The 24,931-nt window shown below is 56.2% G+C and carries 24 protein-coding genes and 1 pseudogene; 6 read left to right on the forward strand and 19 right to left on the reverse strand.

The genetic code is table 11. From position 1 onward, the window contains the following. Positions 1 to 75: 75 nt before the first annotated feature. The 6 genes from RMR21_RS08165 to RMR21_RS08190 form a co-directional block, all read right to left on the reverse strand. Complete coding sequence (locus RMR21_RS08165; RefSeq protein WP_498667415.1) at positions 76 to 1,506, reverse strand: hypothetical protein; 1,431 nt, start codon at positions 1,504 to 1,506, stop codon at positions 76 to 78. Then, a complete protein-coding gene (locus RMR21_RS08170; protein ID WP_498667416.1) occupies positions 1,503 to 3,188 on the reverse strand; it encodes an Hsp70 family protein in 1,686 nt (561 codons plus the stop codon). The genes RMR21_RS08165 and RMR21_RS08170 overlap by 4 nt, the downstream gene beginning before the upstream one ends. 170 nt (positions 3,189 to 3,358) lie before the next feature. Further along, a complete protein-coding gene (locus RMR21_RS08175; protein WP_498667418.1) occupies positions 3,359 to 3,859 on the reverse strand; it encodes a hypothetical protein in 501 nt (166 codons plus the stop codon). A 69-nt stretch (positions 3,860 to 3,928) separates the two neighbouring features. Beyond that, positions 3,929 to 4,591, reverse strand: coding sequence for a hypothetical protein (locus tag RMR21_RS08180; protein ID WP_498667420.1), 663 nt, complete (start codon positions 4,589 to 4,591; stop codon positions 3,929 to 3,931). A gap of 187 nt (positions 4,592 to 4,778) precedes the next feature. Then, a complete protein-coding gene (locus tag RMR21_RS08185; protein ID WP_498667421.1) occupies positions 4,779 to 6,344 on the reverse strand; it encodes a DUF1963 domain-containing protein in 1,566 nt (521 codons plus the stop codon). A gap of 150 nt (positions 6,345 to 6,494) precedes the next feature. Next, a complete protein-coding gene (locus RMR21_RS08190; RefSeq protein WP_498667422.1) occupies positions 6,495 to 8,033 on the reverse strand; it encodes a DUF1963 domain-containing protein in 1,539 nt (512 codons plus the stop codon). 196 nt (positions 8,034 to 8,229) lie between these two features. Between RMR21_RS08190 and RMR21_RS08195 the strand changes: the two genes are divergently transcribed. Continuing rightward, positions 8,230 to 8,895: a hypothetical protein gene (locus RMR21_RS08195; RefSeq protein WP_498667424.1), complete on the forward strand. Its 666-nt coding sequence runs from the start codon at positions 8,230 to 8,232 to the stop codon at positions 8,893 to 8,895. 154 nt (positions 8,896 to 9,049) lie between these two features. Continuing rightward, positions 9,050 to 10,432 (forward strand): IS1182 family transposase, encoded by a 1,383-nt coding sequence (locus tag RMR21_RS08200; RefSeq protein WP_498667426.1) that lies wholly within the window; start codon positions 9,050 to 9,052, stop codon positions 10,430 to 10,432. A gap of 122 nt (positions 10,433 to 10,554) precedes the next feature. Here the strand turns inward: RMR21_RS08200 and RMR21_RS08205 are convergent, their stop codons facing one another. After that, positions 10,555 to 11,766, reverse strand: a complete 1,212-nt coding sequence (locus RMR21_RS08205) for an MFS transporter (RefSeq protein ID WP_498667428.1) — start codon at positions 11,764 to 11,766, stop codon at positions 10,555 to 10,557. Positions 11,767 to 11,873: 107 nt separating this feature from the next. Here RMR21_RS08205 and RMR21_RS08210 point away from each other — a divergent pair, with 107 nt between their 5' ends. Together RMR21_RS08210 and RMR21_RS08215 are read left to right on the forward strand one after the other, a co-directional pair. Further along, positions 11,874 to 12,314 (forward strand): winged helix-turn-helix transcriptional regulator, encoded by a 441-nt coding sequence (locus RMR21_RS08210; protein ID WP_498667430.1) that lies wholly within the window; start codon positions 11,874 to 11,876, stop codon positions 12,312 to 12,314. Between the two features lie 202 nt (positions 12,315 to 12,516). After that, positions 12,517 to 13,461: an aromatic alcohol reductase gene (locus RMR21_RS08215; RefSeq protein WP_498667432.1), complete on the forward strand. Its 945-nt coding sequence runs from the start codon at positions 12,517 to 12,519 to the stop codon at positions 13,459 to 13,461. A 134-nt stretch (positions 13,462 to 13,595) separates the two neighbouring features. Here RMR21_RS08215 and RMR21_RS08220 read toward each other — a convergent pair whose 3' ends face one another. From RMR21_RS08220 to RMR21_RS08240, 5 genes are all read right to left on the reverse strand, one after another. Next, positions 13,596 to 14,021: a winged helix-turn-helix transcriptional regulator gene (locus tag RMR21_RS08220; protein WP_092577344.1), complete on the reverse strand. Its 426-nt coding sequence runs from the start codon at positions 14,019 to 14,021 to the stop codon at positions 13,596 to 13,598. 272 nt (positions 14,022 to 14,293) lie between these two features. Continuing rightward, positions 14,294 to 15,148 carry a hypothetical protein gene (locus tag RMR21_RS08225; protein WP_498667434.1) on the reverse strand — a complete coding sequence of 285 codons (855 nt, stop codon included), beginning with the start codon at positions 15,146 to 15,148 and terminating at the stop codon, positions 14,294 to 14,296. 266 nt (positions 15,149 to 15,414) lie between these two features. After that, positions 15,415 to 15,891, reverse strand: a complete 477-nt coding sequence (locus RMR21_RS08230; RefSeq protein ID WP_498667435.1) for a VOC family protein — start codon at positions 15,889 to 15,891, stop codon at positions 15,415 to 15,417. 61 nt (positions 15,892 to 15,952) lie between these two features. Beyond that, positions 15,953 to 16,102: a DUF2256 domain-containing protein gene (locus RMR21_RS08235; protein WP_498667436.1), complete on the reverse strand. Its 150-nt coding sequence runs from the start codon at positions 16,100 to 16,102 to the stop codon at positions 15,953 to 15,955. 54 nt (positions 16,103 to 16,156) lie between these two features. Further along, positions 16,157 to 16,531 carry a VOC family protein gene (locus tag RMR21_RS08240; RefSeq protein ID WP_498667437.1) on the reverse strand — a complete coding sequence of 125 codons (375 nt, stop codon included), beginning with the start codon at positions 16,529 to 16,531 and terminating at the stop codon, positions 16,157 to 16,159. Between the two features lie 166 nt (positions 16,532 to 16,697). Between RMR21_RS08240 and RMR21_RS08245 the strand changes: the two genes are divergently transcribed. Continuing rightward, the gene (locus RMR21_RS08245) at positions 16,698 to 16,889 is read left to right on the forward strand and encodes a hypothetical protein (RefSeq protein WP_498667439.1); all 192 of its coding nucleotides are present in this window, start codon (positions 16,698 to 16,700) and stop codon (positions 16,887 to 16,889) included. A gap of 83 nt (positions 16,890 to 16,972) precedes the next feature. Here RMR21_RS08245 and tnpC read toward each other — a convergent pair whose 3' ends face one another. The 3 genes from tnpC to tnpA are packed head-to-tail and all read right to left on the reverse strand — an operon-like array spanning position 16,973 to position 19,428. Next, positions 16,973 to 18,628, reverse strand: a complete 1,656-nt coding sequence (tnpC, locus tag RMR21_RS08250) for an IS66 family transposase (RefSeq protein ID WP_498667440.1) — start codon at positions 18,626 to 18,628, stop codon at positions 16,973 to 16,975. A 45-nt stretch (positions 18,629 to 18,673) separates the two neighbouring features. Beyond that, positions 18,674 to 19,021: an IS66 family insertion sequence element accessory protein TnpB gene (tnpB, locus tag RMR21_RS08255; RefSeq protein WP_498667441.1), complete on the reverse strand. Its 348-nt coding sequence runs from the start codon at positions 19,019 to 19,021 to the stop codon at positions 18,674 to 18,676. Continuing rightward, entirely contained in the window at positions 19,018 to 19,428 is a 411-nt protein-coding gene (gene tnpA, locus RMR21_RS08260; protein ID WP_498667442.1) for an IS66-like element accessory protein TnpA, read from the reverse strand. The genes tnpB and tnpA overlap by 4 nt, the downstream gene beginning before the upstream one ends. A 90-nt stretch (positions 19,429 to 19,518) precedes the next feature. On the opposite strand from tnpA, the gene RMR21_RS08265 reads away from it, so the two are divergent. Then, entirely contained in the window at positions 19,519 to 19,797 is a 279-nt protein-coding gene (locus RMR21_RS08265) for an aspartate/glutamate racemase family protein (protein ID WP_498667443.1), read from the forward strand. Between the two features lie 70 nt (positions 19,798 to 19,867). Here RMR21_RS08265 and RMR21_RS08270 read toward each other — a convergent pair whose 3' ends face one another. The 4 genes and pseudogenes from RMR21_RS08270 to RMR21_RS08285 form a co-directional block, all read right to left on the reverse strand. Next, positions 19,868 to 21,538: an arylsulfatase gene (locus RMR21_RS08270; RefSeq protein WP_498667445.1), complete on the reverse strand. Its 1,671-nt coding sequence runs from the start codon at positions 21,536 to 21,538 to the stop codon at positions 19,868 to 19,870. A gap of 599 nt (positions 21,539 to 22,137) precedes the next feature. Beyond that, positions 22,138 to 23,787: an arylsulfatase gene (locus RMR21_RS08275; RefSeq protein ID WP_498667446.1), complete on the reverse strand. Its 1,650-nt coding sequence runs from the start codon at positions 23,785 to 23,787 to the stop codon at positions 22,138 to 22,140. A 194-nt stretch (positions 23,788 to 23,981) separates the two neighbouring features. Continuing rightward, positions 23,982 to 24,125, reverse strand: a pseudogene (locus tag RMR21_RS08280) (transposase); the annotation flags it as partial. A 211-nt stretch (positions 24,126 to 24,336) separates the two neighbouring features. Further along, positions 24,337 to 24,891: a DedA family protein gene (locus tag RMR21_RS08285; protein ID WP_498667448.1), complete on the reverse strand. Its 555-nt coding sequence runs from the start codon at positions 24,889 to 24,891 to the stop codon at positions 24,337 to 24,339. Between the last annotated feature and the right edge of the window lie 40 nt (positions 24,892 to 24,931).

The following is a 24,931-nucleotide window of genomic DNA, read 5'->3' on the forward strand; positions in this document are numbered from 1 at the left end:
AGGTCATTCTCGTCCAGTCGGCGCGAAGCCGCACTGTCGAACGTCGCTTCCCGGAAATGATATTTCCGGAGCAGATCAGGTCTGTGGTGTTTGTGGTGGAGGCAATTCGGACCGTAGCGTATTTGTGGTGTCTTTAAATCCGGGATAGGCAGGATCGCTTGAGAGCCTTACTCTCGCATCGATCTCGTCCAGTTTACGCCGTGCATCCTCTGGCTTTCGCTGCGCAATCAGGGTTTCCGCCTGTAGAACCATTGCCTCAAGAACCTGGCGCCCGATTGGTCCTTCGTTGATGCTGCGGTAGAGTTCGATCACTGCATTGAGAGGCTCCAGCGCCGTGTCGAGACGGTTTGTTTCGAAATCTTCATGCCCCATGTTCACATAACTGGCAGCGACCATAACGCCGATATCCACATCCTTCTTCGCGCCGAAGCGTCTCTGCAACTGACCATAGGCAGCGTACGCCGCAGATCGATCTGTATGTTGCAAGTTGTGGCCTTTGTTGTAGAGCGCAAGTGCCAGCAGACGCTCGTTCGCGAGTTCCGAGCGCTCCGACAACCGCTCAATTACCTCATCCAGTATTGTAATGACATTTGCGTCCGATGCCTTGGAAGCTTGCTCGATCAAGCTCCGCGCTTCCGGATCTGCTCCGGGCAAAAGGCTTGCGCTAATCGGGCCATCGCTTGGCAATGACGACACATACCATGGAGTGGGCTTCGGTACCGGTGTCTTTGCGACGGAATATGCGATCAGCGCCAAGCCACCCAGACAAAACACAGCCAGACAAACCAGTTCTATGAGTGAAGACCTCCACCACCCGGTTCGACGGACTGGAGGAACAAATTGCGCGTCGAGAACCAAGTCCTCCCTGTAGTCAGCAAGCCGCATCGGATCGACCAGTCCGCTGCGCACGTCGTTAAGGCCAAGTTCCTCCACCAGAATATCGAAGCGATCTGGTTTCAAAGGCACTTGATGTTCCAGCAAATGTTCAGCGATGGCACGGGCAAGAACCGGTTTGGAGGTCAACGGCCAATCGGCCATGCGTTCCCGCAACCAATGCCGAAAACGATTGGGATCACGCTGCTGGCTTTCTTGTACCAAAGGGTCCACGAAATCCGACAAGGAGAATACGAACTCTTGACCCTGCACAACGTCATCGGCCGGCGGTAGCGACAGTTCCTCGGCTGGTGCCGTATCCGCAAGCGGACCGTCACCGCGATCGGAAAGTGGCCCGGTGCCCGGATGCGGCATTCGCTGTGCCTCGGGGTTGGTACCGATATTCTCCAGTGGCAAAGGCGAAGTTTCGTTTGGCACCGCATCCATGGGCTGGTGCTGATGGTCCCGCCAGCGAATGAAATCCAAAGCTTGCTGATAAGCCTGATGCAACGCCTGGAACCCGACAGGATCTTCATCGGGCCGTGTGACCTTCAACCGCTTGGCATAGGCACGCTTGACAGCTCTTTCGTCAGCCTCCTCGTCCAGTTCGAAAGCAACCAACGGATGGGTCATCTCGGATCGATTTCACTGAGAACTCTGACCAGATCGTCCCGAAACCGAGCGATCTGCCTTTCGTCCTGTGTGTTCAGCACACCGTTGAAATGCATGATGGCGTTTTGCAACATCTCCCGGTGCTCCAGTCTCTCCTCATAAAGGCGCTCTGTCCTCGCCATCAGCGCGAGATTCTCCTGCTGTTCACGCGGGTGCACCTTGATCGCCTCCAGCTTGGCCAGCCTTTCGCGGATTTCCGCCTCGCTCAATCCCGTCTGTCCGCGTTCGATGACGATCTCGTGGTGAGCGCCTGTCGCCTTGACCCGAGCCTCGACCTGAAGAATGCCATCGATATCATACGTGAACCGGGCAATAACCCCGCGGTCGGCAGCGTTTTGGGCTTGAGGGATGGGAACCTTCAGTTCACCGAGCAGGATGTTCTTGTCGGCGATGGGGTGTTCACCCTGATAGATACCGAAATTTATCGTGGTCTGGGCCTCGTTGACCGGCCAGAATTCCTCCTCGCGGCTCACGGGAACAGTGCTGTTGCGCGGGATGAGTGGCAGGAAATAGCCCGCCTGAAACTGTCCGCTAGCATCCTGGCGTGAGATATTTGTGCCCAAGGTGTATGGACTGACATCGGTCAGGATCACTTCCCGCAGGCTGGCATCGCGTCCTTTGAGCCCACTTGCGACGATGGCACCATGGGCCACGACCTCGTCGGGGTTGACGTGACGTAGCGGCAAACGCCCGAGCAGACGGGTCACGGTTTTGATAACAGGCGACATGCGGCTTGCGCCGCCAACCATGACGATGTCGTCGAGATCATCCGGTCTTATTTTAGCATCGAGAAGCGCACGCTCCAGCGGGCCACGCAAGCGCGCGAGCAGCGGTTCGGCCAACACTTCAAACCGTGTCTGATCAATCGACCATCTGATGGCGCGAGCGCCGATCTTCGCTTCCAGCACAACCTCTTGCGTGCCGGAGAGCTGTCGTTTGATCAATTCCATGCGACGGCGCAGTTGCAGGCGTTCGGAAGGCGATATTTTATCGAGATCGAACTTTAGGTCCGCTGCGGCTGCATTCATCAGCAGATCGAGGAAATCCTCGCCGCCAAGAAAATTGTCGCCGGCACTGGCATGAACCTCCACGACACCATCGAATATCTCGACAATCGATACGTCGAAGGTGCCGCCGCCCAGATCGAACACCAGAAACCGGCTTTCGCCCTCTCTGTCCTGCATACCATATGCGAGCGCCGCTGCTGTCGGCTCATTGATCAGCCGCTCCACCTTCAGTCCCGCCATTTCGGCTGCCAAACGGGTTGCCTGTCGCTGACTATCGGAAAAATAAGCAGGCACCGAGATGACGGCCTCCGTGACTTTATGACCGGTCGCAGCTTCCGCATCGCCAATCAGGCTTCGCAGGACAAAGGAGGACAGTTCTTCAGGCCGAAAATCCTGGCCGCCAAAACGTGTTTCGCGCGCCGTTCCCATCCAGCGCTTGAAGGTGGCAACACTGCGATCCGGGTGGGTGACAAGCCGGTCCTTCGCTGCTTCCCCTACGATGACGCCGTTATCGTCGAAGCTGACGACCGACGGCGTCAAGGTCAATCCGCTGGCATTGGGAAACAGGACAGGGCTTCCGTTTTCAAATGTCCCGATCAGCGAATTTGTCGTTCCAAGATCAATACCGACGATCATGCATGCTTCCAGTCGCGTGAGCCTCTGTGCAACGCGAAAACACCATTTGCAGCCTCAACGTGTCAAGCCCCAAAAGACAATCGAGAAGCCATCCGGGACCGAACCGTGCGAAAGCGTTTTGCGACAATCATCCTTAAGCCGCTTGGGAAAAATAGAGCGCAAGGAACAGCTTAGGATTTCCGTGACATCCAATTTTGTCCGATAATGGAAAGCATCCATGTGGCTCTGAGCCTGCGAGGGAGTCTTTCATCAGCCAGACGTTCTTTCAGGGCTTCTATCAACGCTGAGGTCGCAATCATGCGGGCGAGACGAGAATAATTGCGAAATTCTTGCGTGTTTCTTTCGTCAACGATTTTGAGCAAGACTTTTTCCAATCGGCGAACCTGCTGGTTCGACAAGGTAACGTGCTTTAGAAACCTCGCAAGGTTCGCCTTGATATAACCAGATCGAAAGAACCACGGGTCGGCCTCGAGGAACTCGATGGCCATTTCCACACCGCGTGTGTCTCCGTTTTTCAGCCGATCATATTGCTCCCAGAAGCCCGGAGGGTAAGCCGCTTCAATCGCATTGTGAAAACGTTCTATCAATTCGGGCGCTCGCGGAGAAGTCTTGATAGCTCTTCGCGCCTCCTCGGCATCTTTTGCCCGTTCTTTCCATGCAAACTTGCTCAATGCGCGCTTTCCGTTCAAGAATACCGCTAAACTGCGACAACCTCCCCAATCAGGTTTTGCACGACACGATCAGGCTCCGTCCCGCTCTTCTTGGGCATTGCGCACCCAACGCCAGAATGGATCATCGGACGCCTTGGTGAGCTCGTCTGGAACCTCGCCCACTATCTCGGATGCCACGGCTGGGATCGAGACACCATAGCGCTCGATCAGCCAAGCTCTATAGACCGCATTCAGGTTATCATCAGCCGGGGGCTCGCCGGGCGACCCCAGACAGTCCTCGCTGATGTCCTCGTAACCGATCGCCAGAAGCCGCAAGAAGTCGAGCGGCGTCCGGCCGAGCAGGCACACCAGTCCCTCGGACCCTAGATGTACGATCTGCCTGCGGCCTTCGTCGTCGAGCCAGAAGGCAACATAGGAACCGTCGCCACCGGTTCGAGCAAAGGGGACCAACCGGCCCTCAATGTTGGGAATTACGTCACCGAACCATGCCTGCCCGTTTTCGCGTGCCTGCTCGGACGTCGCAACACGGAAGAGGATCGCAGTAACCTGACCCGATTGCAACTGATCCTCAGTGCCAAGCAGGCCGAGCAGATCGTCGGGGTAGGCTGCGCTGCGCATGAAGAAGCTATTCGTCTCCATCCAGTCGAACAGTGCCAGGAATTCATCCGGCAACGTCACCGTGGTCGGCATCCGGTCGGCCATCGCCTGAGCGTATTCCAAGTAAGCCTCCATATGGTTTTGCATTCCTCTGCAACCTGCAGCACCCTCTACGAGGAATTTTCGTGACGCCGTTATCCCGAATCTGTTCCTAAGTTTCGCTCACCGCCGAACGCTTGATCGGAAGGGGAGACGTTGGACCTATCGTTTCTATGTCGCGATTGGATGTTAAGCCATGGCGTACGGTTCTGATCCGTCTTACTTAACCAGAGTCGACAAAGGCGTAGACCCGCGAGAAATCCGCTTGAGCGGCGTCCTTTCGATGGACCATGAAAATGTAGTCACCGTGGTCGCCGAAGCTAAAATCTGCTTCGCCTCCGGATGCGAGCTTGACCAGGATAAACCAGCCATCTGGCGCGGACATATCAGACCAGCCGTTTTGTGCTGCATGTTTCGCGGCCATTTGCTGGATCGCAGGGAGGTCGCGAACGCCGCTTATGCCGAACATCTGGTGCTGTGGTCCATCTCCGATTTTAAAGCGGTCGCTAATCGCGATGGCAAAATCAGATGGGTCTTCGATGCCGATATCAGCATAGGCCCGAGGGTTGTTGTTGGGACCGCGTTGGCCAAAGGGAGCGCTTAATGAGCGTTCGAAGCGCAGCGTCTGGGCCGAGCGGCTGAATTCGTATTCGGAAGCAAAAGCCCTGACAGGTGCACCGTCGCGGCTGAATGTCATGCGACCGGCCTCGTCAACACGAACCGATAGTCCGTCGACAGCCTGCCCGTTCGGTACAAAGCGCTTGAGGTCGCTATCCCAGACGATCATCTGCGATGCCGAGATTGCCGTGTCCATCGCGTCTTCCGAAACTGTATGGGACGTGAGAGTTGCGTCCGCTGACGTGTAAAGGACGCGCCAATCCGTGTAGTCCGTTCCCGTGAACAGGGAGATCAACCCGGATGCCGGTAGCTCTTCCGGTCGATCCGGCACGTCAGCGAGATTGATCTGGGCCAGATAATTGAGGTGCAAGCCGTTGTCGTCGCGTGGCCAATCTCCGTCGGTAGGAAGGTCAGGACCGCCGCCGATGCGGCTCAGTCCAGCGATTTTGGCGTCGGCGGTATCACACTCAACCATGGCAACCGTCGGCATTACGATTTGACGCAGGGCGTCACGCTTCTCCTGCAACCCAGCGTCAGCCACTGCCTCGTTGAAGCGATCCTCGATACTGGCCACGGGTGCCTTCGCTGCGGCTGCATTTTCACTGCGCCGTTCTTCATGGCTTTGCTGGATACGGATGGCTGACACCCGTTCCATGTTGTCCTTCAGTCTTTCAAGGACGGCTGCAGTCTCGGCGTCCGCCACAGCTCTTGCTTCGTTCACCGCATTGCCTTCGAGCTTGAGGCGGATGGATCCCAGCAGGCGCTCAAAATCTGTCTCGATCTCGACGAGCTCAGGTGCACTGACCATGGCGGTGGCGTGGTACCATGTGGAGCCATCGGCCGACACCAGAAGTGCACGCAGGCGGTACCAGTCGCGCTTTTCCTTCGTCTCCCAATCCTCAAGCCGATCCTTTACCTTGCTCATCTCGCCCGTCATGCCAGCGAAAGTGGCTGTCTTTCGCTCGACGATCTTGCCGCCGTCGTCTTTAAGGCGTTCGCCGAGCCATTTTTCGGGCGATTTTCTATCACGCTTGGACGACCACACGCTCATCTGTGACGAGAACGCCGTCTCGGGGTGATGACGCAGTCCGATGGATCCTGCAAAGACGCGGACATTTTCAAACATCGGATTTGCTTCAATCGAGAACTCCGGCGTTTCGACCAACTTCATATGAGACTCCCAGTGCGGACGTAGCCACTTCGATACTCGACCAGATCAGAAACTTGCGCGATGGACACACCCGCCGTGATCCGGTCGCGGCAGGTTCTAACAATGAACGGACATGACGTCATCAGTCCGGCGATACCAAGGCGAAAGAGCCTAACCAGATAGGAGCACACAGCGGTCGAATCGATTGCTTGCCAAATCCGCGACAGGCACCATGATGACGAGATCGTCGGCGTCCCAAAATGTCCGTCCGGTGGCCGATCCTGCCGGTAAACGCACGAGGATACCCCAAGCCGTCGGATCAGCCAGATCGCTCCAACCTCTGGACAAAGCATGCTCTGCAGCCTCCACCCGGCAGTCATGGCCACCCCGGATGGTCGCGTAGCCCAGCATCTGGTGGACTTGAGGTTGACCTGCACCAGCTTGGCGACCCGCTTCAGCAAGCTCGAAATCCTCACAGGTCTCGATCAGATCGTCAATTGAACCCAGACCGGTCTCTTCTAGATGTGTCTCGGCCGCCAGACGGTCGAATGTTCGCGTCGGGCGCGGCAGCAAACGTGCAGACGCCGCGGTTGCCCAGCGTTCGTCCGAGAGAGCCTCGAAGCTACAGCCAGGTTCACCGACAGACCAGACGGGGTCGGATGTATGGGCAAACTTCAGAGATCCGTCAGCCATGAGTTCTGCCGTCACCAGATCGCCTTCCGTGTGCGGCAGCATCCCGACGGGCGTATCTGGATCGAGCTCTGCCGCGATCTGCACCGCAGCAGACGATGCTTCAATGACAGCCTCCGTCATGTCATGACGAACAAGAGACAAACCGGATGGCGTATAGACGATATCGATCAGCAAAGCGTCGTCGTGAACGAAAAACGACGATAGACCTTCATCCGGCAGAGGTGCCATCGTCCTGCAAGCCGCTTTCACCTCAGCGAGATTGATCTGCATCAGAAACGGATGGCGCATTCCGCGTGCGTCGCTAGGCCATGTCCCTGGCACGAGGTCAGGGCCACCACCGATACGGCTAGCGCCTAGAGGCACCGGCTCGCCGTATGGCTGCTCCTCCAGCGCTATAGTTTCTGCGAAAAACTGCGTAACACGCGACCTCTTGCTTTCGCCCAAGGCTGACGCAAACCGCTCGTCCCACTCGCTGCTCGTGGCTCCATGCTTGATAGACGTTCCCGAGGCATCGTTTGCCGCTAAGGCCGAATGCCGCATCTTTTGCTGCTGATGGAATTGCGACAGCAGCATCTTTTCGCCAACCTCATCGACGCGCAATTGCAGTCCTAGCATCAGTGCGTCGAATCCCTTTGAGGTTTCATCCCGGTCACGTGCTAACGAACGCCAACCAAACGCCCAAAGGCGGCTGCCTCGGCCATTCACAAGGGTGAGTCCTGCGACCTCTTCGCCAGTCGCCGCGGATGAGGGAGTTTCTGTTCCGGATCGCCCTTCGCGGCCGAAGAGCTGAATCGTCGATAGATTCCATTCGGTCGGACTGTCTGCTCCAAAGAGATCAGCAGCAATGGATGGGAAGCGTTCGTCTAGTGACCATGGCTGGCCCTGATCGCGTACCAGAACGAATAGCGATGGACTCTTTTCATCGCCTGGGCTCGGCTGGAGGATGAAGCGTTGGGGTTCAACCGCAACAACGTGGAAGAAAGCATGCGGCGCGCTGAAAACAAAGTCTTGCGTCATCCACCGCTGCACTCGATAGGTCATGCAAATACCTCTAGAGAATATTTTACGAAGATAGCTCCACACAAGTCCACGTTGAATATAGATCATACTTGTCGGTAGACTACATCCCTGACAACTGATGGCCCGAAGCGGTCATGGTGTTCACGGACCAGGGCTTGTGCCAGCTTTTTACAAAAAAGGGATAACAGTTGTCATGAAAGCACTAAACGCACTGGCACTGGCGCTCTCTTGTATCATCGCTGCGATGACAATGGGGCACGGCTCGGCATTTGGAGGAGCTATGACAAAAAGCGAGATTATCCAAAAAATCGAGGCAACTGCGCTCGAACTCGAGATAGGTTCGATATTTGAACTAGAGTTAGGGGAACCGCCGCAAATAGATGGCGACGAATTTACAATCACCCCCGGAGGCTCTCAGCAATTCGCAATGGACGGTAGTGGCGGAACGTTCAACCTGATGCCAGACGGTAGAATTCTTCTCATCGACTCAGAGGGATCATTTGGGATAGTTGCGTCCGATTTTAACGAGCTGGTCGCTATAGCCACAGGCTTACCAAGCTGGCGGGACGCGTTGAGGTTTGTTGGCGAATCAGATTTACGGCAAGCGCGAGCCGCCTGGGCTGCCTACGTTCAACAATGGGGCTTGGACGAGGCATTGAACAAGCCGTGGCCATATGAGTCCGGAGGCTATTCTATCGCCACGCCCGGCGCTGCAAGGGAAGCTATCCGAAAGCGGCTCCTTGTCGAAGTTTCCGCTGATCCCTTCGCGGCGCTCTACCGCGCAGTGAACGAACTAAATGATGGGGTGGCTGTTTCCTGGCAGGGCGAACCGCTCCTTCTCTTTGGGCGTCAACGCTAGACTCGTCCATGATTGGTGCCGAGCAGGCTCTCAGCATAAGGGAGTCCGTCAACGGCGCAATGACCGCAATTGGCGGATACCGTTGAAAAAGTCGGCGTTGCTGTCGGTGCGAAGTTCTGATTCACTCCTTCTACGGATTTAGGAGGATGTGCTGATGATGGGCGAGCGGACGGTAGCGCAGGAAGCGCTGTTTTACGGGTTCAGCATCGAGCGCCACGTCCCGGCGAACCATCTTCTGCGGTCTATCGACCGCTTCGTTGATCTGTCTGGTCTTCGTTCTCACTTGCGTCCTTTCTACAGCGAGATCGGGCGGCCCTCGATTGATCCGGAGCTGATGATCCGCATGCTGATCGTTGGTTATTGCTTCGGCATCCGCTCGGAGCGTCGGCTGTGTGAGGAGGTACATCTGAACCTTGCTGATCGCCGGTTCTGCAGGCTCGGCCTTGAAGGCGATATCCCAGATCATTCGACCTTCTCCAAGAACCGGCATGGTCGTTTCCGGGATAGCGACCTGTTGCGCGAACTGTTCGAGACGACAGTGAGGCGCTGCATTGAAGAAGGCCTTGTCGGCGGTGAAGGCTTCGCCGTCGATGCGAGCCTGATCAAGGCGGATGCCAACAAGCAACGGTCAGTGGAAGGATCGGAAGCGGTCGACTGGAAAGCCATGGCCGAGACCCGCCGCTCGGTTCAGGAATATCTCGACACGCTGGATGACGCGGCCTGGGGTGCGGCCAGCGAAGGAAAGCCGAAGTTCGTATCGAGGTCGGACCCAGCAGCTCAATGGACCGGAGCGATGAAAGGCCACGCCTTCTTTGCTTATGCTACCAACTATTTGATCGATTTGGATAATGCCGTCATCGTTAATGTCGAGGCGAGCCGCGCGATCCGGCAGGCGGAGGTCGGCGCGGCACGCACCATGATTGACCGTACCCAGGATAGCTTCGGTCTCTATCCGGAACGGTTGGCCGCTGACACCGCCTATGGTTCGGCAGAGATGTTGGGCTGGCTCGTCCACGAGCGCGGGATAGAGCCGCATATTCCAGTCTTCGATAAGTCCGAGCGGCGTGATGGCACATTCGAGCGTGCCGACTTTGCTTACGACCACAAGCGTGATCTCTATACCTGCCCTGGCGGCAAGGAGTTACACTCTCGGCAGTTCACCTACAAAAGCGAACGTCCACTCGTGGATGAAGATGGCATGGTACGTTATCGCGCCAGTAAACTCGACTGCGATGCCTGCGCCCTAAAACCCCGATGCTGCCCGAACGCCCCTGCGCGCAAGATACCACGCTCCATCCATAAAGGCGCTCGCGACATGGCCCGCGATATCGCCAAGACCGAAGCCTATGTTACGTCGCGGCATCAGAGGAAAAAGGTCGAGATGCTTTTTGCCCACCTTAAACGCATCCTCAGACTGGATCGTCTGCGATTAAGAGGGCCGAACGGAGCGCGTGATGAGTTCCACCTCGCAGCCGCAGCCCAAAATCTCCGGAAACTCGCAAAGCTGATCCCGGCACCAACGCCAGAACCGGCGTGAAAGTAAATACATCTCGACACGCCCCCGACAACGGAAGCGTCGGAGCAAGATTAGCACGCCCCTTTTCCAACGGTATCCGCCAAAAGCGGTCATTGACGAGAATACTAGATAAAGCGTGGTGATTAATTGGTCCTCACTAACATTTCGCTTTTGATCCAAAATGCTAGGGCAATTGCACTGAACGTGGCCCCGAGGAGAGAAATCCCCATCCAGCCAAACCACGCGTAGGTTGTCGTGGCAGCAATAGCGCCGATGGCGCTACCAACCGAGTAGAAGACCATGTAGCCTCCAATCAACCGACCGCTTTTTTGCGGGTTGAAAGCCACGATGGCGCTGAGATTAGTGACGTGGACGGCCTGTACCGCCAGGTCCATCAAGACGACGCCTACAAGCAGCATCACCATCGAGACCGGAAGGAGAGCGATCAGTCCCCAGGATGACAGCAAGATCGCCAGAGAAAACCCTGTCGTCCATCGACCGTAACCTCCATCCGCAAGTCTTCCCGCGCATGTCGCGGCAATCGCTCCCGTCAGTCCAACCAGTCCAAACAGGCCGATCCTCGTGTGTGAATAGGAAAATGGCGGGGTGCTGAGCGGAAGGACAAGCGCGGTCCAGAACGTGCTGAAGGCAGCAAAGATCAAAAGTGCAAGCACGCCTCGATACAGCAAGCTCCGCTCCCGGAGAAACATGGTTGGAATGGAGAGTAGAGCGTGGGAATACGTCTCCTTATTCCGTTTCGCAGATTGGCGCGGCAGCATTGACATGAGAACGATGACCATCACAAGTGTGATAAGTGCAGAGATCAAATACACCGCCCGCCATCCGCCGATATCTGCAATTGCTCCCGCAAATGATCGCGCGGCGAGGATGCCTGTTACGATTCCGCTGGTAACCGTGCCAACGACCCTACCCCGCTGGGCCGGAGTGGCTAAGGCCGCCGCCTGAGCGACAAGTGTCTGTACAAGAACAGCCGACAAGCCGACCGCACCCATGCCTGCCAGCAACATCGCGCTCGTTTCTGCCGCCCCGACGATCACAAGAGCGATCCCCAATAACAATCCCTGAACGATGATAAGCTTACGGCGGTCGATGAGATCGCCAATCGGCACGACGAAGATCAACCCCAACCCATAACCGACCTGCGTCACCATCACGATGAGGCCGCCGGTGGCTGGCAGTATTCCAAGATCATGCGCCATCAGGTCAAGCAAAGGCTGTGCGTAATAAATGTTCGCGACGCTCAGACCGGCTGCGGAGGCAACGATCAGGGTCTGCACTCCCGACAATCCCTGCACCGCCACTTCTGGCGCAGCATTGCTTGTTGTCTTTTCCATTTGGTGGCCCTCGTGATCGTGTTTTCGGTCCACTCCCAGACCACTTGGCGCACCGCATTTCTAGTTCTAAGATAGAACCAGATTTTGAAGGATGGGGGATATGACTGATGGTGAAACGTGTGAGCCTGTGGAATTCCGGTTGTCCGGTGGCGCGTTCTCTCGATGCAATCGGAGACTGGTGGTCGCTTCTGATCATCCGCGATGCTTTCGATGGCAAGCGCCGGTTCGGTGAGTTCCAGAACGGGCTGGGCATCAGCAGGGGCGTATTGGCTACTCGGCTTGGTGATCTGGTAAGGCGGGGAATATTTGAAACCGCACCAGCATCGGATGGAACTGCGTACCGCGAGTATGTCCTTACTGCAAAGGGGCGCGGGCTGTTCCCTGTCATCGTTGCACTACGCCAGTGGGGCGAAGAATTCCTGTTCACCGAGGGCGAGGAACGCTCATCACTGGTGGATCAAGAGACCGGAACACCAATCGCACGGCTCATTATTCGATCCGCCGATGGTCGATCCCTCGACTGGAGCGACACGTGCGTGATATCCTAAGCATCTACAGGTCGGTTGGTTGCCATCGCTCAAACGTCCACTTTGGCTGGAGAGCGGAAGACACCACTCGGCCCAAAGCGGACAGCCGATTATGGCATTGCCGTTCTTCTGATTCGCTGCAGTATCATCCGTGTACCTTCTTTTCTTCGTTGGCCTGACTTGCCAAATAGCGGCAACACAGGATTTTGAAGGATTCAAATCGATGAACACAACAGCCTCCACCGTGAAGTCTCGGAACATTCTTATCCTCGGGGCCGGGGAACTCGGCATGCCCGTTCTGCGCAACCTGGCTCTTCGCGCCAAGGACGTCGAGGGCGCGAAGATCAGCGTTTTTCTGCGCGCCAGTGCCGTTGTATCGGATATGCCGGCGAAGCAGCGCGACATCGCTGAAATCGGAGACCTTGGTATCGAGATCGTCGAAGGTGATTTGGTGAAGAGCTCAATCGACGAACTGGCGTCTCTTTTCTCGAGGTACGACACCGTCATCGGCTGCGCTGGCTATGCGGCTGGGATTAATACACCGATGAAGCTTGCCAAGGCGGCGTTGCAGTCCGGTATTCCACGCTATTTCCCTTGGCAATTCGGCGTCGATTTCGAAGCGATTGGTCGCGGCGGCCCGCAGGACATTTTCGACGCTCAGCTTGATGTCCGGGAACTCCTTCGCTCCCAGAGCAAGACTGAGTGGGTCATCATCTCCACCGGCATGTTCATGAGCTATCTCTTCGAACCGGATTTCGGCGTCGTTGATCTGGAAAAGAACGCAGTCAACGCCCTCGGCAGTTACGACACTGCTGTCACGCTGACCACACCCGACGACATTGGTGCTCTCACCGCTGAAATCGTCTTCTACGAGCCGACCATTAGCAACGAGATCGTCTTCCTTGCCGGGGATACGATCACCTACGGTGAACTCGCCGACAAGCTGGAAGTAGGTTTGAACCGGCCCTTCAGCCGGTCCGAATGGACTGTCCCGGTTCTGATGGAGGAATTAGCAAACGACCCCCAGAACATGATGCGCAAGTACCGAGCAGCCTTTGGTATTGGGCGCGGCATGGCGTGGGACAAAGCCAACACGTTCAACGTAAGCCAAGGCGTCAAAGTGACGGCTGTGTCCGATTGGATCGAGGCGAATCTTAGCGGTAAGTGAGATCGCCCGCAGGCATCGTGGACAGGAAACAGTGATTTGGGAGCGTGGTCCGAGAATGCCCCAAAGTCACGCTACGATCCGCATGCGCTAGAATGCGGGCGTGCTTTCCTCCATTTCGACGCAACGCTTGTTCGTCAAAATGTCTGCCAGGAAGGTTTTTCTGGCGGGCAGGAATCGTAATCCTCGCGTGCCTTGCGAAACTCGCCGGAATTCTCCACGACCCATGTCCACAGCGGAACCATTCGGATGAGAAGACCCATCCCTAGTTCTGTCAGTTCGTATTCAACCCGAGGCGGCATCTCAACGAGATCGTGGCGAGTGACGAGACCATCTCTTTCAAGTTGGCGGAGCGTTCGGGTGAGCATTCGCTGCGTGACGCCGTGCATTCGTTTTCCGATATCTGCGTGCCGGAGCCTGCCATAGACACCGAGTGTATGTATGACGCCGAGCGACCATCGGCTTCCCGCGTGTGTGAGAACCTCACGCCGCACACCGTCTTCGTCCTCACGAAGGCCATCGCACACCGCTTGAGAATAGGTAAGCATCTCTTCTCTGGTCATTACTCTTGCCTCCGGTCTTCCAGCCCTTTCGTCTTACCAGCCTTCAGAAGACATTCCACCTGCCTTTCCTGGGTTCTGAAAGGTTCATGGAATTTGACAGAATGACAGCGTCGTTGGTGTTACCGATGGCTGAAGACGCCCGCTGTTGGCGCAACGCTGCCAAGGCAGCAGTTGGGCTAAAGCAGACAAATGAGTTGTTTCGAGCAAAAGTTCAACTAGGCATTTCGATGGCGCAGCTACGCTGGCCCGTCAGCCACAAGCCCAATCGAACTTCATGTCGCAGAAATCGAGTTGTGCATTGCCTCCGCCAAAATTGTACCCGCCGAAATACTCATCAAATTCGACGTAGTATGGGCTGAACGCGGGGATGTTCTGCGCCGGCCGCATCGTGCCGCCGATATGCGCGTCTTTATGGTCCTTCGCCCAATCGTGTATCCGAAATGCGTCTTGCACGCGTTGGCGTCCTTCCTCGGTGTCGGTTGCGATCTCCACCGGATCCTCGGCCCAGTAAAAATACGACTGATAGCCGAGTTGTCGTTTTCCCAATCCTCGCGCGGCGGCACTCCGGCATTGAGATCGCTCTTACGCGGTATCCAGCGAATGGCCCGATTATACATCACATCGCGTGGCGGTTTCTCGCCGAGGATCCGCTTGAGGTAGTTATCTTGCACGGTCTCATCCAGGCCGATCATTTTCCAATGCGATGCGGCCGCGCCTAGGGTCATCCAATTCGGCTTTCGGTCGGTCTCGATTTGAGATCCCGGCGGCTGACAGAGAGGGCCGTCAAATTCGGCTTGCGTCAGCAGGATCAGTGCATATTCGCACCCGAGAATGTCCTGCATGCGATGAAGCCGGGGATGACCCTGGATGGCCTCGACCTTAGCGCGTGCACTTTTGACTTCGAAAAATGCCCCGTCGCAATGATCGGGAGCCGTAGCAAAGAAGCTCAAGGCTACTATTTCTGATCCATGAACGCGATAATCTTCCGGCAGCAATAAGGTAAAGCCGTGCATCAGCGGGTAGCCATTGTTCGGATCGAGCGGCCATCGCTCCGGTGTGATACCGGGTGGCAGGCCGAACACCCATCCGTGGCAGTCAGGCCCGCGATCCGCCGGACGCGGGAGCATCTCGATGTCATATGCTATCATCGTGCGGCTTCCTTATACCGATTTCTGCGTCAATTGGATCCTAATTTTTGCAACGTGCTAAAATCACAATTACAGCGACACTTCTTTTTCCGACATTTGTGACGTTGCAGAATACGGAGTTTTGCGGCACTCGCAAAGTCTGCTTCCGGCGCAATCCGGCCATGGACTTCGCAGTTTTGAGACGATCTTTGGCGCTTGGTCCATAAACCAAGACCTACACAAGGTTTTCACGGACCTAAGCGGCGTTACACGACGAGAGATTGTTGAACAGGCGGCTGCATCAGCTCTATCGTGATACCATCAGGGCCTGAGATGTACGCGACCATTGTTCCGCATCGGGGGCCGGCTGGTATCGGCTGCGGCGAACCTTTCACTGCCCACCCCGCCGTCTCGACCCGCGCGATCGCCCTGCGGATATCCGTAACCGTAAAGGCGATGTGCGCGACGCCGATCGCACCCGCGCTCTGAGGTGTCTGGCCCAGCGTACGGCCTGCCGAATACTCGAGAAGCTCGATAGGGTAGCCGTTTGGAGCCGTCACCAGTGCCATTCGGCAGCGCGGATCGTCAACCCCCGTGGCCTCCCGTAGGAACTCTCCGCCCATCTCTCCTCGGCGAGCAAGGTCGAAACCCATCGCCTCAGTCCAGAACTGGATCGCCTCCTCCAACGAGGCGACCGAGAATCCCGTGTGGTCCACAGCTATCACGCCTGCATCTTCGGCCATTTTTAATCCTCTCATATAGAGCAGTTACGTCTATGCCCGAGCTAACGACGGCTCGATCGCCTTACGATCTTTCTTTCGTCTCTCGACATCGTTGGGAGCAGAACTTCACGTTGTCCCAGGTTTTCTCCCACTTCTTTCTCCATGAGAATGACCTGTTGTAGACCGGACAAATTTTCGTGGGCAGGTCCGACTTCTCACGACGCTTCGGCATCCGTTACTCCAGACAGCCTCCATCTATAACGAGACCTTGCCGTGCATGGCCAACTCAAGCCGACGGTAGCGTGCGCGCGGTCAGCTTGTTTCCATCCGGATCGCGGAGATAGGCGACAAATGAGCCATTCGGGCGCTCTGAAGGCGGTGTCTCGATCGACTTTCCTCCGTGGCTTGTCCCAGCGTCGTGCCATGCTTTCACATGCTCTGGACTTGGAGCGACAAGACCGATCGTTCCACCGTTGGCGACCGTCGCTGGTTTCCCATCAATCGGCGTTGTTACCATCAGGCGGCTTCCACCTTGTATGTAGACAAGCCTCCTTCTGGCATCGATTTCACCTAGCCCGCCGCCAAGGGCAGAGAAAGTGGCGTCGTAGAAGGCTTTCGATCTCTCCAGATCATTGCTGCCAATCATTATGTGGGTAAACATTGGTCGTCTCCTGTCAGCGGTTGCTTCCAAATATGGCCGAAATTTAACAGCAAAGAGATCTCAAGTCTCGGAGCCATCATGTCGAAAGAATCCGAATCGACTACACGAGAGTTCGGGTGCAGACATAATGGAATTAGTTGACGACATTGGGTGTGATAGGATCAGCATGAAGACCATCGGGATAATCGGCGGCATGTCCGCTGCCTCCACGCAGATCTATTATCGCGAGCTTTGCCGGATAACGCGAGACCGTCTCGGAGGGCTTCACTCGCCCGAATTGCTCATCCGTTCGCTTGATTTTGCGACGATAGAGACCCTCCGGCGTCGGGAAGATGGGACGATGCGGGCGATATTCTGAACCGCGAGGCGAAAGCCTTAGAGCGAGGCGGTGCAGATTTCATAATCCTTGCGACAAAGTAAGCATCCGGCGAAGGCCGCAGGTCAGGCCGCCTGAGCACTCAGCGTCTTGGGTGTCCAGTTCCACGGCAGGAGTTGCTCAAGCCTTCTGATCGGCGTGTCCGCAATGTTGGCGAGGACGTCTGCAAGCCAGGCCTGCGGGTCGATGTCATTGAGCTTGGCGCTCATGATCAGTGTCGCCATGAACGCCGCACGTTCAGCACCACGATCCGATCCGGCAAACAGCCATGACTTCCTGCCGAGTGCAAAGCCTCTGAGCGCTCGTTCGGCAGCATTGTTCGCCAGGCAAATCCGACCGTCATCGAGGAATGACGTAAAGCCATCCCATCGCTTGAGCATGTAATCTATCGCCTCGGCGACGGGAGAACTGCGCGACAATTTTGCCCGCTCGGTTTGGAGCCAGTCATGCAGCTCTTCTACGAGTGGCTGGCTGTCTTTGCGGCGGCGCTCCAGACGCTGCTCGGCGGCAAGACCGTTGATCTCCCGTTCGATATCGAACAGGGCATCGATCTGTTTGACGGCCTCTAATGCCATTGGCGAGATCGGCGCAGCTTTGCTGCCACGTTTGGCGTTCGCGGCGATGTCGGCCAGCACGAAGAACTTTCGGCGTGAATGTGCCCAGCAGAGTGCTTGGCGCAGAGGCGCGGGATCGCGATCTACCTTGAACAGCGGATTGTAGCCGCCATAAGCATCCGCCTGCAGAATGCCATAGAAGGCCTTCAGGTGGCGTACGGGATGCTCTTGTCGCCGGTCTCGCGACGCGTAGAACAGAGCTGCTGGCGGTGACAGCCCGCCAAACGGCCGGTCATCCCGGACATAGGTCCAGATGCGGCCCGTATCGGTCTTTCCCTTCGCCAGGATCGGTACGGTCGTGTCGTCGCCATGCAGTCGCTCGGCGGCCAGGACATGGGCCTCGATCAACGAATGGATTGGCTTCAGGGCCGCGGCGCACGCGCCGACCTGATCGGCAAGCGTCGACAGGCTGAGGTCGATCCCCTCTCGGGCATAGCGCTCGCTTTGGCGATTGAGCGGCTGATGCTGGGCGAACTTCTCGAACAGGATCATCGCCAGAAGGTTCGGGCCGGCAAAGCCGCGCGGCGTCACGTGGAAGGGTGCTGGCGGCTGCGTGATCTTCTCGCATTCGCGGCAGGAGAACTTCTCCCGCACGGTCTGAATGACTTTCCACTGACGCGGGATGACCTCCAGCGTCTCTGTGATATCCTCACCGAGCTTCGAAAGCTTGGCCGAGCCGCAGCAGGAACAGTTTGTTGGGGCAGCAATGACGACACGTTCGCGTGGCAGATGCTCGGGAAACGGCTTGCGTGACGGACGCTTGCGCTCGAAGACCCTAACGGTCGAGCCCTTGGCAACCATCTCCGCCGCGAGCTCGTCTTCGCCAGCATCAGCCTCCAGTTCCTCGAGCTGCAGTTCCATCTGTTCGAGAAGCCGCGCTTTGCGCTCGGAGCGACTGCCATAAAGCTCCCGGCGGACTTTCTCGATCTCCAGCTTCAACCGCGCGATCAGCGCCTCGGAGTGCGACACGAGCGCCTTTGCACTGGCGGCTTCTGCCTTGGCAGTCGCTGCTTCTACCTCGGCAGCAACACGCCGGGCACGCTCCGCCGCCAGGGCCGCAAGTGCGCTGGCAAGATCGTCGGGAAGCTGTTCGGCCGTATCGTTCATGGACTGATGGAATCATATTCTATCCAGCGATTCCAGCGTTTTTGCTCATCCGGCTGAGGTCGGTCTCCACGTTTTTTTTGGCATCCGCCAGTCGATACCTTCCAGCAAATAACTGAGCTGCGCCGGCGTAATCACGACCGTCCCATCGGCCGCCGACGGCCATATGAAGCGTCCCCGTTCCAGCTTCTTCGTGAACAGGCATGCTCCCTGGCCATCATGCCAGATGACCTTGATCAGGCCGCCGCCACGACCCCGGAAGACGAACAGATGCCCGCACATCGGATCGCGCTTCAGCGTCTCTTGCACCATCAGCGACAAACCGGGAAAGCCTTTGCGCATGTCCGTATGGCCGGTTGCCAACCAGACCTTCACACTAGCAGGAACAGGGATCATCGTCGCCCCAGCACACAATCGAGAATGCGGCCAAGCGCCTCCGCGTCTATGTCGCTGTCCACGCGGACACGGCGATCGCGGCCCAGCTCAATCGTCACATCGCTACGCTTCCGACGGGGTTGCGATGGGGCTGGCGCTTCTAAGGCGGCGGGCTGGGCTGCCGGCGCGGCCTCCGAAACGATCACGGGCACCAAGGTGCTCGATACCTGCTTCGACGGCTCCTCGATCCGGCAGAGTTCCTTGCGCCACCGAAAGAGCTGGCTAACGTGGATGCCGGCCGCACGGGCAATCTCGGAAAGAACCGCACCAGGCTCAAGGCAGGCTGCAACCAGCCGCTCTTTGTCCTCGCGAGACCAGCGCCGACGGCGCTCGACAGACGTGATCACTTCAATCGGATGCTTGGTCATAGGACTACTCCTAGTGTTTGCACTAGGACTTCCGATGTTCGCATCAACCTCGCAAGACGGCCCTCACCGTGGGCTTACGCGACAAACACGATGCACAAGCTTGCTGATGCAATGATGAAGGGCGTCTCTATTCTCTTGCTGCATATTGCAGACGCGACCGCCTCGCGCATCAAGGAGCAAGATTTGCGAACGCCTGGCCTCATGGCCACTGCATTCACAATGGAGCAATCATTCTATGTAGACCGGCTGAAAGCGGCGGGTCTTTCTCATCTCGTCCCGGATGCGTCCGACCGAGCCGAGACCCATCGGATCATCTACGAAGAGCTCTGCCGTGATGTCGTCACGGAACCTAGGGTCAGGACTCGTTAAATTACAGCCAGAAGATGACGGCTGCGGCGATGCATATGGTTGAGAAGAATGCGTGACCGCAGCGATCATACTATGGGTTCGTAGCGTTCTCCATTGACTTGAGCGCTTCCGATAACGAGTAGTTTGCCGGGAGCCCGCGTGGTGGAAACTCTACGAAGGACGAAATCGCACGGGCAACATACTGGCTGGCGGGAACAAGCATGAACTGCTTCTCCTGCACCCACATTGCGTAAGTTGTGCTTTCTGTCATTGCTCGTTCGAACGGATCGCGCCTTAGGTTCTCAATGCGCGGCACACGCAATTGAACGAACGGGTCTCGCCACAAATCCCAGGTTCCAGGTTTTGCGCGTTGTTCTGCGAAGGTGAACTTCCAGTCATTCCAGCGAAGCGCAAGTAGCGACGTATCGTCTCCGAAATACAGGAATTCTTCGCGAGGGGCCTTCTGATCCTCTCCCTTGAGGTAAGAGAGTATATTGTAGCCATCGAGATGGACTTTATAGGTCGTGCCAGCGACTTCCTTGCCCTTGAGCAACTCTGCCTTGATGTCAGACCCTGTGATCGCCGCGTAGAAGGTTGGCATCCAATCGTGATGCGATATGATGCCATTGAGTTCGGAGCCGGGCTGGATAACGCCTGGCCAGCGGATCACGCAGGGTACGCGGAAGGCGCCCTCCCAGTTGGTGGCTTTCTCCGACTTGAACGGGTCCATACCGCCATCGGGCCAATTCATGGTCATTGGTCCGTTGTCGCTCGTCCAAAGGACGATTGTGTTGTCGGCGATGCCAAGATCGTCGAGCAATTTCAGCAATTCGCCGACGTGTCCATCATGCTCAACCATGCCATCAGCAAAGATACCCTGCCCAGTCTTGCCTTCTGCTTCATCCGAAAGTTTGGTTGGAAAATGCATACGCGACGCGGCAAACCATGTGAAGAACGGCTTGTTGTCATCTTTGGCCTTGGTGATGAAACGCTTCGCGCCGTCCACATATTCCCGATCGATACCCTTGATGCGCTCGATGGTAAGCGGACCCGTATCCTCGACCGTCTGCTTGCCAACACGTCCGAACCGCGGGTCTGTAGTCGGATCATCCTTATCGCTCGCGAAGGAATGGATCACTCCGCGCGGACCATATTTTGTGATGAAATCGCTGTTGTTCTTCGGATAGTCCTCATCGAACATTTCGGTGTGGGTGTTGAGATGGTAGAGGTTCCCCAAAAACTCGTCGAATCCATGCACGGTCGGCAAAAACTCATTGCGATCGCCAAGATGGTTTTTGCCGAACTGCCCGGTTGCATAGCCCAGCGGTTTCATAAGTTGGGCAATTGTCACGTCCTTTTCGGAAAGACCTTGCGGTGATCCGACAAGACCCACTTTTGGCAAGCCGACACGCACGGCATATTGCCCTGTGATGAACGCGGCTCGTCCAGCAGTACACGATTGTTCGCCGTAGTAGTCCGTCAGGATAGCACCTTCCTTGCCGATACGGTCAATATTGGGCGTGCGGTAACCCATCAACCCGCGACTATACAAACTGACGTTGGTTTGACCGACATCGTCCGTGAAAATCACGAGGATATTGGGCTTCTGGCCGGATGCTGCTGGCTGCGTAGTCGTTTGCTGTTGAGCTTGAGCTTGAGCGTGCTGCGTATTGCTTACCACACTCATCGCTGCCACAACGAGTGTGGTGCCACCGAGAAGGATATTGCGTCTGCTTAGGATAAGCTGTTTGTCGTCATTCATTTTCAACTCCCGTTTTAACGTCGCTATAGTTCTTCCTTGCAAGGTTACCCCGGAACAATCAGCGTCGATATTGATGGATCGCAATCAGAAGGCCCACGTACACCGATTGGAAATCCTTGTGTTCTGCGTCAAATATTCGCGGCTGTAATAGATAGAGAATGCACATTTCTTGCCCCAGCGAGTGCCGATACCAAATCGCTACTGACGGAAAAGTACAAACCGATGTGTTCCGAGCTATCGCAAGACTTCGCCCCAGAAGTTCATCCGACGCAGGGCACAAACGGATTTGGAAAACCTCCTTCAAGGGAGAATAGATCTTTTCCGAAATACGGATATTGGACTTAGGGGAACGTCGTCATCGGCAGGTTGGGTTATAAAGGTTGACCACAAGGCGTGACTTCGGAAATTTCAATTGACCGCTTTGGGCGGATTCCGGAAGCGGCCATTCGTCTCGACATCAGTGCAATAGATATCAGAGAACCTGTCTCCACGGGCCGCTTGTATTTTAGTGGCGCTGGCGGCTCCCGAGTGTTGTCCCCAACAACATTGTCACGGCAGCCGCCGATAGCTTTACAGCCTATTGGTGTATTCCCTATCAACTACCTTGGATCACCGCCGCCGCCAACTCCCAGCCCGATGTCCTTTTTCGGATATTTGGCAAAGGTCGCAGCATGAGCGCCCTGTAATTCCAGAACCGCACCATAAATCCACTCATAATCGCCATTGCTTCTGGTGATGCGCTCCTTGGGATCGCGATAGATATCGAAGACCCAGGGAGAAACACCGACCGGCACGAAGGTTGACATGCTGATGTTGGAGAAGGGCTGCTCGTACAGCATGACTTTGAAATAGCTTTTGAAATTTTCCCAGCGCATCGCCGAGAATTCAGCTTGATTGTAAGAGAACACCGTCTGCCGCGTCGTCTCGCCCTCGTCGGTGAGCAGGAACCCAGTCTGGTCGACGCCATCGATGTAGCGTTCAGTTGGGATTTTGTCATTTATACCCGCGATCGAGAGCGAGGTATTGAACAGATCCATGAGATCGAAAAGCCCATCGCTGATCCGTCCGGGCTTGATCATGCCCGGCCAGTAGGCGATTGCCGGAACGCGAACGCCGCCTTCCCAGGTCGTACCCTTGCCGGAGCGGAAGGGGGTGAAACCCGAGTCCGGATAGCTATCTTCCTCTGGACCGTTGTCGGATGTGAAGAAGACGAAGGTATCGTCAGCCTGACCGGTTTCTTCGAGGGTCTTTACGAGACGTCCGACAATATCATCGACTTCGACCACCGCATCTCGGTACGGCAACTTGGCTGGGCTACGCCCCTCATAGCCGTCACCTGCATAGTTGTCGAAGTGGACTTTGGCGAATGCGTGGATCAGATAGAATGGCTTTTTGGCCTCGCCAGCGCGCTTGATGAAATCGACAGACCAGTTAGCGAAGTCCTGATCAACGTTTCCCATCTGTTTGGGTGTTTCAAGCGGATAGACCATTTTCAGATCGCCGCCCTTTTTGCCCTCGACTATGCCGTTGTATTCGCTGAGGCCTCTAAATGTCGCCAGACGCTCCGGGTCTAGGACGAGCTGCGAATATTTCCTGCTGTCCATGTACTGCGTATATTCGCTGACGACGGACAGGAAGCCGTAAAATTCATCATAGCCTACATCCTGAGGCTGCATGCCTTTGCCTTCGCCAATATGCCATTTTCCGGAGAGCGCGGTTACATAACCATTGTCGCTCAGCAGTTTCGCCGCAGACACTTCATCCGCCCATGGATTCTTCGTGGGGTGATCGCTGGCAAGCAGCGGACGCGTGAGACCGCTTCGTGCCGGAATACGACCCGTCATCAGGGCCGCACGCGAGGGTGTGCAGACCGGGGTCGCATAGGCAGAGGTCAACTTTAGCCCCTCAGTGGCCAGGTGATCGATATTCGGCGTAGGAGCACCAAGCATCGCGCCGCCGCCATACGCGCCCGGATCGCCATATCCCATATCGTCTACAAGCAGGATGAGGATATTCGGCTTGCGCCCGGTCTTCACTTCGAACTCCCTCAACCTTTCCAAGGCCGATTGTTGCTGTGCCGGATGCGGTATCTGGGGTTCAAGGTAATCTGCAGCCCTGACCGTGCGGTTCCAGCCTTTTGCTTCCTGAGCCGGTGCATCGGTCGCTTGCGCGATCGCAGCAAGCGGGCTGAGCGATACCAGCGCTGTCAACGACATTGCCATTGAAAAAAAACGGCTATATTTCAGCATGGATCTCGTCCTCAATTTGAACTTTAGAGATACAGCGAAAGCAAACTGACGTTTAGTTGATCTGTATTTGTTCGGATGTACTTCGAGTGCTTGCCGCCTCTAAATGCACGGTAGCTGTGTTAGCAATTGCTGAATATTGGACTTTGGGGAACCATTGTGAGCTTCGGCCTCGATTAGGCTCAGGACCCGTCAAATCAAAGCCAGAATATGACGGTGGCTGCGATGTTTATGCTTGAGAAGAAAGTGTGTGCGCAGCGATCATATCTGGTGTGAATTCGGCGCCAGTCTTTGAGCCTGCCGAACATGTTTTCAATCTTGTGGCGCTTTTTGTACAGCGCGGGATCATGATCTTGCGGTTTGCTCTGGAAGGAATACAGGCGGTTGTCCGATGGGATATGGAGTCAATGCTTTGGCCGTATGACCCCACTCGAATCAAAGTTCAGGTCCCGTCCTTGGAGCCTACGTTGGGCAAGGCTATCTATGCTCTCGAACACGTTTCGTAGTGAGGGCCATGAGCATTAATCGCAGCCGTCTATACATGATTGATAACTAGCTCGTCCGGCCTCGGAAGAATATCAATTTAGCAGTGCCAGCGGCTGCTAATTCTACCGCGATAAGGCCAGCGGAGAGAAGAACACCTGTGGCGACTGGATCATGCGTCTCTTTCCGCAACACGAAGCCCGTCGTAAGGAAGATCGTGTTGTATGCGGCAATGCCTATCGCAGAAGCTGTCAAAAATCGGCTTGCCTGCAGTCTGAGAACGCCAGCAGGTACAGAAAGATACAGCCGGGCGACAGGGATCATCTGCCCGAACAGAGATACAACAAAATGGTTTCGACGGTAGGAAATTGCCATTCGCCGATACCTTTCCGGCGGACAGAGGACGTACTTGCCGTATTTTTCGACCACGCGCCGGACGCGGCTCTCTCCCAGTGCCCGTCCAAGACCATAGACACAGGCGGTCCCGATCACGGAGCCTGCGGACGTGGCGAAAATAGTCAACGCCAGTTCACGTACGGTCATGCTGGCTGAGCCAAAAAGCAGAAGCATGAGATAAGACGGTATGATCGGCACGATTTTTTCGAACGCAGATGCCGCAAACATGCCCGTAATTCCCATGCCGACAACGACCGGTAACAAATCT

Origin of the sequence: Agrobacterium sp. rho-8.1, from assembly GCF_033957725.1 — a bacterium.
In the GTDB taxonomy this organism is placed as follows: Bacteria; Pseudomonadota; Alphaproteobacteria; order Rhizobiales; family Rhizobiaceae; genus Agrobacterium.